A 14373-nucleotide genomic window follows, 5' to 3' on the forward strand; every position below is an offset into this window, starting at 1 on the left:
TAGTGGGGGCGCCAGTCGCTGGATTGGTCAGAGTTTTTCTGTCGCTCCCGATCGCAGGCGTAATAATCAGCCTCCTGGATATTGATGAAATACCTGGGGAAAAGACAGAATAACCTTCTGGTTGATGTTGAAGCTAGTTGTGGTGAGGTTTCGATTACAACATTTTTTGTTCAATCTCTAGGAGAGAAATTATGAAAGGTTTAAAGGGAAAAAACGCACTCATTACTGGAGCGAGTTCAGGCATTGGGCAGGCGATCGCCATTCGTCTCGCTCAAGAAGGTTGCAACATTGCCGTTAACTATCGCAAAAGCTTAGAAGAGGCAGAAGATACTGAAGAAATAGCTCTGCAAAAAGCCTGTGGACAAGCATCGGAATGCGGGGTTGAAACGCTATTAGTTCAGGGAGATGTCTCCAAAGAAGACGACATCCTTCGTATGGTGAATACTGTCATTGATAAATTTGGTAGTCTGGATATCCTGATTAATAATGCTGGGATTCAAACAGAAAGCGCATCCCATGAAGTCCCAACCGATGAATTCGATCGCATAATTGCCGTCAATTTGCGAGGTGCATATCTCTGTGCGCGGGAAACCATTAAGCATCTGTTAGAGCAGCAGCGCTCTGGGGTGATTATCAATATTTCGAGTGTGCATGAAATCATTCCCCGCCCGATGTATATCAGCTATTCCATCAGCAAAGGTGGCATGGGAAATCTGACTAAAACCCTAGCGTTGGAATACGCCAACCGAGGCATCCGTGTCAATGCTATTGCGCCCGGTGCGACGATTACACCGATTAATGAAAGCTGGACTGACAATCCAGAACAAAAGGCAGTGGTCGAAAGCCATATCCCAATGGGACGGGCAGGCACATCGGAGGAAATGGCTGCAGCAACGGCATTTCTGGCATCAGATGAAGCGGCTTACATTACTGGACAAACGCTCTATATTGATGGTGGATTGACCCTCTATGCTGACTTTCGCGAAGCTTGGTCTGCCTAAATTAACTGGGAGAAACTATGGGGAGGAAATAGGCTATCGCTGTCATTTTACCTAAAAAAGGATTTGTTTGGGCGATCGCTTTTTTTACTTACCGGACACTAGACTAAACCGCACTAAGGTGTCATGCAGATACAGCCGTTCCCGCTGTTATGAGGTACAATAGCAACAGCTAACTTTCCCAATTGTTTAAAGGTTGAGGATTTATTAAATTGAGGGCAACTGCTATTATTCTCTCAATCATAGATGCGTTAGTTGGATCGAATCTCCGCAAAAAAGATTTGAGTTGTGACCACCAGAGTTCAATAGGGTTAAAATAGGCGAGAGTAAGCAGATAAACAAATAACACTCGCGCCTAAAGATTCAATCATTGGTACAATTGATGCTAGTTTATGACCGGGTAAATTCTGCATCACTACTACTGCTCCGGCCCATAATTCAGGACACACAAATTTCTCAATAAATACCGCAAATGCTGCTCCATCCATTGAATCATTCATTGTCATTACTGCCCGCACTTGGTTGATACTAATTGCACCTATAGCTGTAATCTTTGCGCCTCGATTAAATGGTTTTAATAAGGATACTCTTGTCCCCGGTTGCGAACCGGCATGAGTTCTGGCGAAACGAGCGTAGAATCCCAGTTTCATCCAAAAAGACCAGGTTTTCTGGCTCAATATGTTTGATCATTTCCCAATATTCTACTCTTAATTTTTGGACTCTTTCTGTTCTGACTTGGCTACTATACCCTGTTTTTTTTTAGGATTTAATCCTAACTTCTGCAAATACCGACACATGGCCGTTCTGCTCACCCAATTTCCAGTCTGATGAGCAAATAATTCACACAACTCTACCCGAGTGGCATCTGGATGCTTTGCCACCAGTGATTTGACGAATGGTTCGGCATTTCTCACATGACTCAATTGCGGTTTTCCTCTCTGTTTCGGCTGTAAATTACCCTCGGTTTTTTGAAGATTCACCAGTTTTTGGACTCAACTTTTACTGACCCCAAATCTAGTAGCTACTTTCCTCGCTTGACATCTTTTCTGCCAAATGAGCCTTCACTATTTTTTGCCGGAGAGCGAGAGAATACGCTTTCATTAGGTTTGACTACAACAATGATATTTTATGGTACCTCATAACAGCGGAAACCGCTGTAGCTTGATTCCCAATTAAATATCAATATTACCTAACAGTAAATACATATCAAAAAGATTATTTTTTGATATTTTTTTAGGGTCACCATTTATTCTCAGTAACCCAGATTTATGGACAAACAAAATTAATGTTATTACTCACTTTTAGACTTTTTATTTACATCGAGATCAGGTAATATCGATCGGCCGATTGCGGATTTGCTGAGCAGCACTTTTAGCTGAGTTGTCCCAATATCTTATATCAATTCCGGTTGCACCGGAATTATTGTTGACTGTTGACTGTTGACTGTTAACGGGCGGGTCGAAAAACTGAATGATAGTTGAGTATTGACTGTTGATTCGATTTTACGCCCGACGATGCTAGCGAAGTTGAGATTATGAGTTATATCTCACATCTTGCACCATCCTCAAGAACACGCTTTCGGGCCTGTTCCACAAAGAAGGAATTTTATTGTGGAACAAGCTCTATCGCCTGTTCCTAAATAGGTAATTGATAAGGGTGCAACATCTCAGTTATATTAGATTTTCCCCCCAATTCAATAACCTTATGTTCGCGAGTTTTTTACGAATTTATAAGTGCGATCGTTTGCCTAGTTTCGCTCGCTCGCCTCGCAGCATCTGCAACTTTTAATGCGTACAAACTACTGGTATTTTTGACGTACAAAGGCGTACCGTTTAATAAAACTTCTAACACCATATCGGTGTCTTTGGCAAACAAACCGCGCCGCGTTCCTACTTGGATGGTGCGCCGATTTTCTCCCTGAATTAATTGACCGGATTCGGGAGTAAAAACCAGCGTTCCTGCTTCTCCGTAGATGGTGAAAATGTTTTCGGACTGCCAAAAAGTCTCTCCTTTTCCATAAACAGCTTCAGCGACAAGGCCATTGGCAAAGCGCAACTGTGCGTTGCACAAACAAGCTTTGTAGAAATCCGGCTGACTGTCCCAAAATTGAGCTTGACAGTTAACGCTTACCACTTCCCCGAATAAATCGGTAAATCGGTGCAGTCGCGAAATTGCACCAACTAACGGAAAGCCAAAGAGGGAATGTTGATAAGTCCACCGCTGCGGCGCTGGATGTTGAGGAGTAATAGTAATGTAGCGGGCGTAAAAAACTTTACCGACTAATGGCAAAGATTCTTTGATTGCTTGGTGCAAACCGCCTAACAGTTCGATGTGTTCGATGTGGAGGAGTTTTTGCTTTTGGGTGGCAAGTTCGATCGCTCTTTCTGCTTCAGATACGTCTAAAGATAGAGGATATTCCACCACAACGTGCTTGTCATTTTCTAGCGCGGCCTGGACGATCGCCCCGTGATCCCGGTTCACCGTACAGACAATCACCAAATCTAAATCGTCTCTTTCTACCAGCTTGCGCCAGGAAACCGCAGCTTCTGCCCCGAACCCTTGACAAAATGCTGCGGTTTTCTCCGGGCTGTGGCCAGCAACCGCCACTAAGTTCGATCGCCCATCAGCTTGAATTGTCTCGGCCCTCAACTTAGCGGCAAAACCAGTACCCACAATTCCCACGCGAATTGGAGAATTAACCGAAGAACCAAAGCGAGTATCAATATTAGTCATGGGAGTTGAGATTTAAGATTTTAGATAGTTACAGACTTGCGGTGCAGGGCTTTAGGGTTCTATCGCCCCGATTTTAAGCTGTGGTTGTGGTGCGATTTATTCGATCGAGCCTTCAACACCCAAGTCTTGATGCGATCTAACTATACATTTCACCGCCTGCTGGGACTTGCCTTGCAGCAAGTTTTGCTGAAAGTCGATCGACACACCGCATACCAACAACCCGGTTTTTGTGCTGTAGGGCTCAAAACAGGATTTTTCCTGGAAACCGGATTATTTAGCGCAAGTCTTGCGGCAACAGTATCACAAGGCTGAACCCAAGATAGGTATAAGTAATCAAGATGAAATTAGAAAAAGTTATAACTAATCCCATTCAAATTTTTTGTAAATAAGTGTTGCAACCTTGCTTCTTTCCCCTACTATCATAGAGGGAACGAACCTAAGACCTAACCTCAAAGCTAATAGAGCCTTGAAGTTTGCATTAGGAAAAATTATCAATCTTGTTGAATTTTTGAGAGGATTTAGTGCATGGCAACTTACAAAGTTACCCTCATCAGCGAAGCCGAAGGAATTAACCAGACCATTGACGTTGATGACGATACTTACATTCTTGATGCTGCTGAAGAAGCAGGACTCGACCTCCCCTACTCTTGCCGCGCTGGAGCTTGCTCCACCTGCGCCGGCAAAATCACCAAAGGCGAAATTGACCAATCCGACCAATCTTTCTTGGACGATGACCAAATCGAGGCCGGATTTGTCCTCACCTGCGTCGCCTATCCCAAGTCTGACTGTACGATCGAAACTCACCAAGAAGAATCGCTCTACTAAGAAAGGACGCTCTGCGTGATACCCTAAGAAACCCGGTTTCTCGTTTCCAGAATTAAGCTGAAATACGGCAATTATGTTAAGAAACCGGGTTTCTGTGTCTAACATTGCAACAAAGCCGCCAGCAGTCTGTCACTCCTAGCTACGAATTCCTAGCTGTTTGAGCAGATAGCTGACCAAATAATTTTAGATTTTAGATGGCCGATTTTAGATTAATTGTGAAACCAATCTAAAATCCCAAGTCTAAAATCTAAAAGTTTAACGGCTAATATTTAGTCCGCAAAGGCGGGCTTTGTTTGTGTAGTGGCGATGATTTAAATCGCCGACTCTTAGACCGACTCAGATCGACTATTCGCGCCAAAATGTAATGTTATCGCTGAGCGGCACAACTTGAGCGCCGGGAAAATAAAAACCCAGAATTTGAGAGCCGTTCCAGCCCAAATTAGCCAAATTGTAAGAACCAGTCTGACTCATTCCCACCCCGTGTCCGAAACCGCCTCCGACAAAAGCATAACCGTTGAGAGTTTTGTCGGGATTGTAAATTGGTTCTAGGTAAAAAAGCGTGCTGATCGGGGGGTAAAAAGCATTGCGAATCTCGTCTTTGTCGATATCGATGGGGCCCAAGTCAGTTTGAACCTTCATTTTCAAAACTCGACCTGCGGCCGACCTTTCCACTACTTCCACTTGAGTGACAGTTTTAAGATTAGACAGCGGGTGCTGTTTCTTCTGAAGATACTGTTTGAGAAATCCAGCAATCGCTGTCAAAGAAGCTGGTTCGCGCCACCGAAAAGTATCTTCTTTTTCCTCATTAAACCCTTTTTCCAAACTGAGAAAGCGGCGGAGGTTGTTTTCGTCAGACAAACTCTGCTTGGACAAATCCCAAATATTATTAGGCGAATCGACGATCGATCGCAAATATGGACGTTCCGCGCCCTGCCACACATCGTTAAAAGAGGCTGTCACGCCGCCGCTAGATGCGGAATAAAGCGCGTCTACTAGCTGATTTTCGTAAGTTAGCACCAAACCGCTCGTTTGGGCGATCGCCTTATCACTTTGCGGGTAAACCTCAGTCAAACCGTGATAAACTTGACAGTTAACATCAGCGCACAACTCATAATTATCCACCGCAAACCGGCGCAAATTTCTCAGGGCGTAGGTTCTGGCCAAAATAGTTTGAGCGACAATCGCAGCGTAAGGCGAAAAAGCCCCTATTTCGTGAGGAACAACACCCCGCAAATAGGTTTCCGTCAGCACTTTATTCACCAAAGTATAAGTGCCGTAAGAATTTTTTTGCAGGTGCAAACTGCCACCATAACGGCGAGTTTGTTGAATAGCTTTTTCTGGTTCAGTAGCTGTCGCCTCTTGGGTAGTTTGTTCCAATACCTCAATCACATTTTTCCCGGCCGTCACATCCAACTCATTGCGGTTGAAACGAAAGCCGTTTAAAACCCAAAATGCCTGGGGTACTTGTTTAAAAACTTTGGAATCCAAAAAAGCTGTTGTGTTCCCTTGAGCTTGCAAACTTTGCAACAGCCAGCGCCGCACCAAAGGAGAGTTGTAAGTATCTCTTTTCGCCCAAACTTGCCAGCGAAAAGGTTGAGCAATTTCTACATCAATTCCCTGGGCGCGCCACTGATTGGCGCTATCTTCTGCACTCTCGAAACTGCGGTGGGAACTCAGAACAACTCGTTCTTCTACTAATGGGGCTTCCAGCGGTTTCGGGGCTATTTCTAACTTGACGCTAGCAGCCGTTTTGGTTTCTATGCCTTGAGGAGTTTTGTAACTCAATGTTAAGCTGTCGCCCGGTAATGCTTTCAGCGTCAGTTTGTCGGTTGCTTTGGTGCCAAACCGCTGGACTACGCCAATTTTGATGGGTCTATTTTGGGGAGTTTGGGCGTATGCCGCAGCGCTGAAAATGGGCAACAGGCACAATGCGGTGAAAACAGTGCTAGAAATGCAGCTAAACCATTTGTAATGGGGAGTTGGAGGTGCTTGAGCGGACACAGTTGTCTATCTCCCGATAGTTGAAATTTGGGGATTTTTGATTGTACGTTAGCACATTTGGCGGCTGCTACAGGGGAATTCCGGAAGATAGGCCAATACGCTTGGGCTAGCCGTAGGGTGTGTCGCCTGCGATAAATCCCTAAAAAAAAGCGACAATCTCGCAGCGACGCACCTTGCAAAATAGTTGTGCTCTCAGAAACCGGGTTTCTTCGTAGATTTCTCGCTACTAAACACAAAATTTCGTAGAAACCCGGTTTCTAGCCACCCATGAGAAGCCCTGAAACTATCCAAACTTTAGGTACAGGTGCGTCGCCACTCGAAAAGTCGATATGCAAGGTGGGGATTTTCTGTGGCGACGCACCCTAGGACTACTTTAAATAGAGTATTGAAGGCGATCGATCTATGAAAAGGCATGAAAATTTTGTCAGGGAATCCTGCCGAGAAATAACCTCTAACCAGACAACCGCCAGGGAATTAATTCCCCGATCTCCCCAAAGTTACGAAGGTATGGAGCGACCCAAAAACGAAAAACAACCCTGTGCTTGACAAGGCTACACAGTAATTTTATATTCAACATAGAGAAGTCGTCAAAATATCTGGTGCAACACCAAGCTATCAAAGTTAGAATCTATCCAACGCAAAGCCAAGAACAAAAATTGGCTCAAGCGTTTGGTTGTTCGCGTTGGTGGTGGAATTTTGCCCTAAATAAGTCGATCGAGACTTACAAAGAAACAGGTAAAGGAATAGGACAAGTAGCGCTAAATGCCATCTTGCCCAAACTCAAGAAACAAGAAGAAACATCTTGGTTGGCTGATTGCTACAGTCAGGTATTGCAGGCGACTACTCTCAAATTGGTTACAGCTTATAAAAATTTCTTTGAGGGTCGAAGCCGATTTCCGAGATTCAAGTCAAAGAAAAGTAAGCAATCTATTCAATACCCTCAAAACGTCAAAATATTAGCCAATAACACTATTAAGATTCCAGGTGAAGTCGGGGAAGTGAGAGCTAAGATTCATCGACAGATTGATGGAAAAGTGAAAACCGTTACCGTGAGCAAAACACCTGCTGGAAAATATTTTGCCTCGATATTAGTTGAGACAGAGGGAGAAAAGCCACGGAGTTCAACTGAGGGCAATGTAATAGGTATTGACTTAGGCGTTAAGGACTTTGCAGTAACTCACGATGGAGAGAAAGTATCTAAATATAGCAATCCCAAACATTTAGCTGTGCATGAAAAAAATCTCAAGAGGAAACAGCAAAAATTAGCCAGAAAAGAAGATGGTAGTAACTCAAGGTTCAAAGCAAAAAAAATAGCCGCTAGGGTATACGAGCGAGTATCAAACGCACGTCAAGATTTTCTACACAAGCTTTCGCATAAGCTAGTCAACGAAAACCAAGTTGTCGTAGTAGAGAATCTTAATGTCAAAGGCATGGTGCGAAATCATAACTTAGCTAAAGCAATATCTGATTGTGGATGGGGAATCTTCACTAATTTTCTAGCCTATAAATTAGAACGTAAGGGTGGAAAGTTAGTAGAGATAAATAGATGGTTCCCTAGTTCCAAAATCTGTTCTAATTGTTTCTATCAAATAGATGAAATGCCGCTGGATGTAAGGGACTGGACTTGTCCCCATTGTGGCACTCATCACGATCGAGATGGAAACGCTGCTGCAAATATTAGAACAGAAGGAATCAGAATGCTACAGACGGATGGAACAGCCGTTTCTGCTGTAGGAGGGGAAGTAAGACCTCATAGCGGGCGTCAGTCTGTTTTGAGGCATTCGCCTGTGAGTACAGAAGCCCCCATCAAGCCGCTTGCGGTTAGTGGCGGGTAGTTCACATTCTTGTATCAGCTTGCCTGTTATATCGCTCTATTTGATTATTTCCCAACTCAAACAGTCTCAAAGCATCACTTGCAGATGGCTCTAATTTTATCAATTTCTATGCTGGGTTTAGTTGTTGTTACGCTACTCCCCTTATAATGATATCGACCACTATAATGTTAAACAGAATTATATTAATAATAAGAAAAATAGCCAGAAATTTGCGATCTCTCTTTAGTATTGCTAACAACTCTTCTGATTCCTCTTGTCTTTTGAAATTTCTATTGATTGTTGCTAACAACTCTTCTAATTCCTCGTGTTGTTGGTCGCAATTTTTTAGGATTTCTGTTGCGCTCTGCTTTAAAGCTTTAACCTCCTCAAGTTTTTCCCTTATTTCTGGTAATTTAGCATTTTCCCGGCGGACAAAAGGCACTAAATAATCGTGAACAAGTTGGTAGCGTTTCGGAGTTCCCGGCACTTCTAATACCAATCCCGATTTAACGATCATCTCTAAAACTAACTCTAATTCTACTAACTCTATTCGTAAATTTGCTGCTAATTCAGCAAAATTTTTCTGAGGACGGGTTTCCTTTTCATCCGTCAGTAAATACAAGACAACTTTGGCAATATGTTTATTCTCCTTACCACAATCTGCGATAACTTCATCTAAAAACTCCTTAACCAGTTTGAGCTTTGCCTGACTGCCAAGTTGCTGATATTCACCCAGTTTAGTAATCTGCCGTTTTTCCAATTGCGTCCCCACAATTTGCAACTCAATCGGCCGCACTTCGCCAAGTTTACCTGCTAAATCTTCTACCAGGGCGTTTGCCAAACCTTCAGAAAAATCAAGTTGAGACCTTTCTGTTAAGGTTTGGAGAACAATTTTAGCATCGGGTATCGAAAAATTACCCAAGTAATAGCAAATACGTTTATTGAGAATGTCGTTATCAATCATCGATAAATTGGTCGTGCGATTCCACTCTAACAAGTAGAAAAGATAATCTTCCCGCAGCGATAGGATAATTTTAAGATCACCAATCTGATTTACACATTCAGCCAAAAAGTCATATAATTCTCTCCTGCTACTTTGGTCTTGATAAGCAAAGAAAAATTCCTCAAACTGGTCAAAGATTAGTACCGTCAATAAATTGCGATTTTGATTCAGTCGTAACTGTTCCAGAATAGCTGTCGGCGTGTCAATAGGAGTAGATAAACTCTCACCTCTTAATTTTGCAATTCCCGATCGCAAACACTGACCGCAATCCATCACCCAATCATGATAAGACTGCAATAAAATAGGCAATACGTCCCGCGCGTCAAAAGTGGTAAGTTGCAGGGCTGGAACTAACCCCGCTTGAATAATCGAACTTTTTCCTACTCCAGATTGTCCGTGAATGATTGTCAGCTTGCAAGCAGGTGTACCTATCCGTTCAATTATCCGTTTAACATCCTGCGAACGCCCGGAAGCGGCGACAATTTCCTCAACAATTTCAGCTTTTGACTCACCAGATTCTAAAGCAAGATTAATTGTTTGTTGCGGCGGCTGCAAACGGCCTGCGCCAATAAAAGCTTGCAGTCGATATTTGCTTTTAACTTCCTGTTGTTCTAGTTTTAAGTGAAAGGCTTTTAAATATTCGCTTTGCTCAAAATAGAGACTTCTCAACTCTTCTAAAATCCTCAGATAAAGCTGCACATCATCTTGAGGCTGCGTATTGTCTTTAGCCGCTTCTAAGTTTTTAACAGCCTCCGACTGTTGACTGAGATTTCGCTGCGCTTTTGCCCAAAGTAACAGATATAAACCAGTCTCTTTTTTGGCGGCTTCTGCTTGTTCTAAAACAGACAATGCTGATTTAGCTAATTCGCAAGCTTTTTCCCACTTAGAACGTTGCAGCGCTACCTCAGCCAAAAAGCCGTAATCTTCAGCTACTTGACTCGGAGTGCCACAATTTTCGTGCATTTCTAAGGCTTTGACTGCTAAAATTTCCAACTCTTCCCAAGCTTGTAAAAGTCGCAGCACTTCGCAGAGTTCGCTAATACATTTCGCAGCTAAATCATGTCGCTGCACTTGCTCAAAACTCTCCAGAGATTGCTGTAAATACTTTCTAGCTTCTTGCCAATAATTTTGATTTCCTGCCCGGTGCAATTCAGCTTTACGGTTGTAAGCTTGAGCAATCTTCTGGGAGACAATTCCTTGTCTTTCTAACTGGTGATTTTGCTGCCCAAATGTCAAACTTTTCTGATAATGTTCGAGTGCGGAATCTATTTGATTTTTCTGAGATTGAACTAAACCCAGAATAAATTGCCAACTAGCTTGCAATTCCGCGTTTAATGTTACATTTAGCAGATCATTTTCCAGTGACTCCATTTCACAGTCATCTAATTTGAAATTATCAACATCAGCAAAAGCTTGACTGGTTTGTTGTAACAAATTCATCAAATCATCGGACGGCATGGTAAACTGAATTGAAGGAGGAGCCCAAGACTTCAAATCATTCGCCGATCGACTAAATTTAGCGAGTACAGCATCCGTTACCCACAAAATCAAAGGAAAAGCAAAATCTTGCTTGAATTGGTCACGCGATCTATTAGCCCCAGCTAGCAGGTCATCCAGACCAACTACCGATTCTATGCCGACAACTATTAAAGCTTTCGGTAGTTGCTCTTGAACAGCATTGAGAATGGTTGGATGAAGTATTTTAGTAGCAGGTTCGAGGACTAATTCTTGATATTGAACAGTAGAACAATCGCGCAATTTTTGCAGTGTCGCATGACGCAAGCTAGCATAATTGCAGCACACTAAAGTCAAAGAAAATTTTCCTTGAAAGCGGGCTATCATCCGTACCAAAGTAGATAGTGATCGCTCGTTTTCTGCTGCAATATCTTCGGCGCGATTTGAGTTTACCATAATCTCAATAATTTTGCTGCTGCCACAGCTTGTATTTCTCAGTTTCCATCAACAGCGGATTCAAGGCAAACCAAATTCTTTCATTATCTACATACTCAAAAACCCACAGATTTCGCAGCAAATCTTGGTATTCTTTGTCTCCTTTAATGGTTTGTTCTTTCACCACTTTAAAAAGTAATTCCCACTCATCATTATCAATACCGCGACTGAGAGTATCACGGGAACTACGAATCACTGATTTCAAAACATCTTGGGAAATTGGAGGGTCATCTTGCTGCAAGCAACCAAATAGCATTCCCATCAAGTTTCGGAGATGACCGCCGCTAACTCGGCACAATTCATCTAAAGTTTCAGGACTGTCAAAAACTTCGATAATTAATGTGATATGTTCCTCGGTTGACACATCGGGAAAAGCCCGCGACATCACCATGCGTCGCAGCAAATTCATCCCCTCAAAACATTCACTGCCGTCTCTATTCTTTATCGGCACCATCGGCAAAACTTTCGGGTCAACTCCGCCTCCCAATCGATTTTTCAAGATTTCATTTTCATTGCCAAAAATCAATCCTAAAGGTAGCGTATAAACCAAATGGCAATTCAGTTTTCGCAACTGATCGCCCCGGTCAATAAAGATATATTCTGGCAATCCTCGCCCCGCTGCATTGGGTCGAGAAACTATCCTGTCTAAGTTGTCAACAATCACCACCAATCCTTTTTTACCCCGCTGCTTAAGCTGATTAATTGCGACATCAATAATTTCTTGATTAATCAGTTCTAACATTTTATTAGCTTGCGGTTCCATGTACTGTCTCAGTTTAGAACGCAAGTCGGGATTGCTTTTGGTTTTAGCAGTGATTTTGGCTATGCCTAAAGGCAGAGAAACTTCCAGATTTCCGTCTGTATTGCCCTTGACTTTGCTCCCAAAAAGTTCTCCTTCGGCTTCTAAACTCACAGGAGTCTGTAAAAAATTCCAACTGTTTTTTAAGAATTCTTTAAAACCCTGGGGCTGCAAGGAAATGTTGCCCTCTTCCAAACTTTGGGTGACTCGCCGTGCGATCGCTAACATGATATCTGTCAAATCGAGATCCATTTCATCGAGGTCTTGTGTTGACTCGAAGTAAACTACATGAAATCCCTCATCTGTCAACTCTTTTTGCAGTCGCGACAATTCAGTAGACTTACCGCAACCAATGTGTCCGGTAAATAATTGGCAAGTCGGTTTATCTGATGACGGACGGGTAATTGTCCGTTTGAGTATGTTAATAATTTTCCCGCCACGCACCTCAGAAAAATCAATGTAATACCGGCGATCTTCCGCATTGCCTAATTTTAGGGACTCACTGGGGTTGCAGGCATTCCATAATTTATCGAAATCTAGGTTCATAAAATTTTATAAATTAGTTTTTGTAGTTATTGTAGGGTGGGTCAGGGCTGAATGTTATTACTAGAGACAAAACAATTTTCCGGGTAAGCACCCTACGGTTAGTTAGCTGGCGTTGCTGATTTAGGGTATGAAGGACTAAATATGCAAGTCAGAGAAACCAGTATCCACAAAACTTCGGGATTTTCAAGTTATTTTTTTCATACCCTAATTAAGCAACGCCAGTTAGCGGACCACCCATACGTCGAAGACTATTAGTGTGAACCTGGATGCTGTTTCCAATATTGGTAGGCGGCATAGGCTAAGGTGACAGCGCCGGTGACGATCGCAGATTCATCGACCTCAAATTGCGGGTGATGGAGGGGATAGTTCGGTTTGTCAGTCAGTCCCACTCCTAAGCGAAACATGGTTCCCGGTGCGTGTTCTAAGTACATCGAAAAATCTTCCGCGCCCAGGGATGGTTCTGGTAAAATCTGGACGCGCGATCGACCTAAAGCTTCTAAAGCCGCAGTTTCGACTAATTGTGTGAGTTTTGGGTCGTTTTGGACTCCGGGGACGCCGCGCTTGTAAGTGAGTTCGTACTTAGCGCCGTAAGTCGCGCAAACGCTAGAAACAATTTGTTCGATCCAAGCCGGCAGTTTTTCGTGGGTTTCCGGATGCAGCGATCGCACGGTTCCCAATAATTTTACTCGATCTGCAATTACGTTCGGCGCTCGTCCGCCGTTAATTTGCCCGATCGTCAAAACCAGTGGCCTCAAAGGATTTTGCGTGCGGCTAATTGCCTGCTGCAAAGTGGTAATTATCTGAGAAGCAATCCAAATTGCGTCGATCGCCTCGTGGGGACGCGCACCGTGGCCGGATTCGCCCATCACAATCAATTCTATGTCATCTGCCGCCGCCGTCAGTGCCCCGTGGCGGATACCGATGCAACCGCCCGGAATGGTCGGAAAAACGTGCACTCCGAGGATGCCGTCAACATCTTCCATCGCCCCATCTTTAATCATCCATTGAGCACCTTGGGCAATCTCTTCCGCCGGCTGAAACAAGAAGCGGACGTGACCGGGCAATTTTTCCCCTAGCTGAGACAATATCATGGCTGCGCCCAAACCGACGGTGGTGTGGATGTCGTGGCCGCAGGCGTGCATGACTCCCTCGTTGCGGGAGGCAAATTCTAAGTTTGTGCGTTCTTGAATCGGCAAAGCGTCCATATCGGTGCGAATTGCCAGCCACCGGGACTCGCTGCTGTTGCCTTTGATTTCGCCGAGCACTCCTGTTTTGCCGATTCCTTCGATGGCGCGGACTCCGCTGGATGCGAGAACTCCGGCTACATAGGCTGCGGTTTGATATTCTTGGCCGCTGAGTTCGGGGTGGGAGTGGATGTGGCGGCGAATTTCGATTAAGCGGGGGGCTAAGGTGGCGGCTAATTCTTTGATGCGGGGAAGCATGAATTTACTTGGGGAGTGCGGTACAAGTTGTAGTCAACTAGGTTAACGCATATGTTTGGGGGTGAACAGGGTTATAAGGCGCAAAAGTGCGATCGGGCTTTTAGATAGCAATCCTATTTCGTTTGTGAATAAGATTTTTTTCTCACCGCAGAGGGCGCAGAGAACGCAGAGAAAAGAGAGAAGAGAGAGTTAGGTTGAAACGGGGAACAAAAGTTAATATTTTAGGTGAAGATGCTGATTTTTATTTGACTATTTCTGGTTG

General features: G+C 43.7%; 11 protein-coding genes. 4 read left to right on the forward strand and 7 right to left on the reverse strand.

Features of this window, described 5'->3' with window-relative positions; all coding sequences use genetic code 11:
- The first annotated feature begins 191 nt into the window (after positions 1-191).
- Positions 192-1001, forward strand: coding sequence for an SDR family oxidoreductase (locus QUA57_RS06795; protein WP_333060072.1), 810 nt, complete (start codon positions 192-194; stop codon positions 999-1001).
- A 308-nt stretch (positions 1002-1309) separates the two neighbouring features.
- Here QUA57_RS06795 and QUA57_RS06800 read toward each other — a convergent pair whose 3' ends face one another.
- The 3 genes from QUA57_RS06800 to QUA57_RS06810 all read right to left on the reverse strand — a co-directional run bounded on the left by QUA57_RS06800 (position 1310) and on the right by QUA57_RS06810 (position 3731).
- On the reverse strand, positions 1310-1648 hold the full coding sequence (locus QUA57_RS06800) for a transposase (RefSeq protein WP_333060073.1): 339 nt from the start codon (positions 1646-1648) through the stop codon (positions 1310-1312).
- Positions 1649-1705: 57 nt separating this feature from the next.
- Complete coding sequence (locus QUA57_RS06805) at positions 1706-1978, reverse strand: hypothetical protein (protein ID WP_333060074.1); 273 nt, start codon at positions 1976-1978, stop codon at positions 1706-1708.
- A 739-nt stretch (positions 1979-2717) separates the two neighbouring features.
- Positions 2718-3731, reverse strand: a complete 1014-nt coding sequence (locus QUA57_RS06810) for a Gfo/Idh/MocA family oxidoreductase (RefSeq protein WP_333060075.1) — start codon at positions 3729-3731, stop codon at positions 2718-2720.
- Between the two features lie 129 nt (positions 3732-3860).
- Here QUA57_RS06810 and QUA57_RS06815 point away from each other — a divergent pair, with 129 nt between their 5' ends.
- Positions 3861-4043: a hypothetical protein gene (locus QUA57_RS06815; protein ID WP_333060076.1), complete on the forward strand. Its 183-nt coding sequence runs from the start codon at positions 3861-3863 to the stop codon at positions 4041-4043.
- A 213-nt stretch (positions 4044-4256) separates the two neighbouring features.
- Complete coding sequence (locus QUA57_RS06820) at positions 4257-4556, forward strand: ferredoxin (RefSeq protein ID WP_106149950.1); 300 nt, start codon at positions 4257-4259, stop codon at positions 4554-4556.
- A gap of 345 nt (positions 4557-4901) precedes the next feature.
- Here the strand turns inward: QUA57_RS06820 and QUA57_RS06825 are convergent, their stop codons facing one another.
- Positions 4902-6557, reverse strand: a complete 1656-nt coding sequence (locus QUA57_RS06825) for a SpoIID/LytB domain-containing protein (RefSeq protein WP_333060077.1) — start codon at positions 6555-6557, stop codon at positions 4902-4904.
- Between the two features lie 599 nt (positions 6558-7156).
- On the opposite strand from QUA57_RS06825, the gene QUA57_RS06830 reads away from it, so the two are divergent.
- Complete coding sequence (locus QUA57_RS06830) at positions 7157-8392, forward strand: RNA-guided endonuclease TnpB family protein (RefSeq protein WP_333060078.1); 1236 nt, start codon at positions 7157-7159, stop codon at positions 8390-8392.
- A 127-nt stretch (positions 8393-8519) separates the two neighbouring features.
- On the opposite strand, the gene QUA57_RS06835 is transcribed toward QUA57_RS06830, so the two are convergent.
- The 3 genes from QUA57_RS06835 to QUA57_RS06845 all read right to left on the reverse strand — a co-directional run bounded on the left by QUA57_RS06835 (position 8520) and on the right by QUA57_RS06845 (position 14111).
- Complete coding sequence (locus QUA57_RS06835; RefSeq protein ID WP_333060079.1) at positions 8520-11285, reverse strand: nSTAND1 domain-containing NTPase; 2766 nt, start codon at positions 11283-11285, stop codon at positions 8520-8522.
- Between the two features lie 4 nt (positions 11286-11289).
- Positions 11290-12669, reverse strand: coding sequence for an ATP-binding protein (locus QUA57_RS06840; RefSeq protein ID WP_333060081.1), 1380 nt, complete (start codon positions 12667-12669; stop codon positions 11290-11292).
- 251 nt (positions 12670-12920) lie between these two features.
- Positions 12921-14111: a M20 family metallopeptidase gene (locus QUA57_RS06845; RefSeq protein ID WP_333060083.1), complete on the reverse strand. Its 1191-nt coding sequence runs from the start codon at positions 14109-14111 to the stop codon at positions 12921-12923.
- Positions 14112-14373 lie beyond the last annotated feature (262 nt).

Source organism: Microcoleus sp. Pol7_B2 (assembly GCF_036701035.1).
Taxonomy (GTDB): domain Bacteria; phylum Cyanobacteriota; class Cyanobacteriia; order Cyanobacteriales; family Microcoleaceae; genus Microcoleus.

Excerpts from the sequence above, each read along its gene's own strand:
- QUA57_RS06810 (WP_333060075.1), bottom strand. The coding sequence starts at position 3,731 with ATGACTAATATTGATACTCGCTTTGGTTCTTCGGTTAATTCTCCAATT.
- QUA57_RS06795 (WP_333060072.1), top strand. The coding sequence starts at position 192 with ATGAAAGGTTTAAAGGGAAAAAACGCACTCATTACTGGAGCGAGTTCA.
- QUA57_RS06815 (WP_333060076.1), top strand. The coding sequence starts at position 3,861 with ATGCGATCTAACTATACATTTCACCGCCTGCTGGGACTTGCCTTGCAG.
- QUA57_RS06820 (WP_106149950.1), top strand. The coding sequence starts at position 4,257 with ATGGCAACTTACAAAGTTACCCTCATCAGCGAAGCCGAAGGAATTAAC.
- QUA57_RS06840 (WP_333060081.1), bottom strand. The coding sequence starts at position 12,669 with ATGAACCTAGATTTCGATAAATTATGGAATGCCTGCAACCCCAGTGAG.
- QUA57_RS06835 (WP_333060079.1), bottom strand. The coding sequence starts at position 11,285 with ATGGTAAACTCAAATCGCGCCGAAGATATTGCAGCAGAAAACGAGCGA.
- QUA57_RS06845 (WP_333060083.1), bottom strand. The coding sequence starts at position 14,111 with ATGCTTCCCCGCATCAAAGAATTAGCCGCCACCTTAGCCCCCCGCTTA.
- QUA57_RS06800 (WP_333060073.1), bottom strand. The coding sequence starts at position 1,648 with ATGAAACTGGGATTCTACGCTCGTTTCGCCAGAACTCATGCCGGTTCG.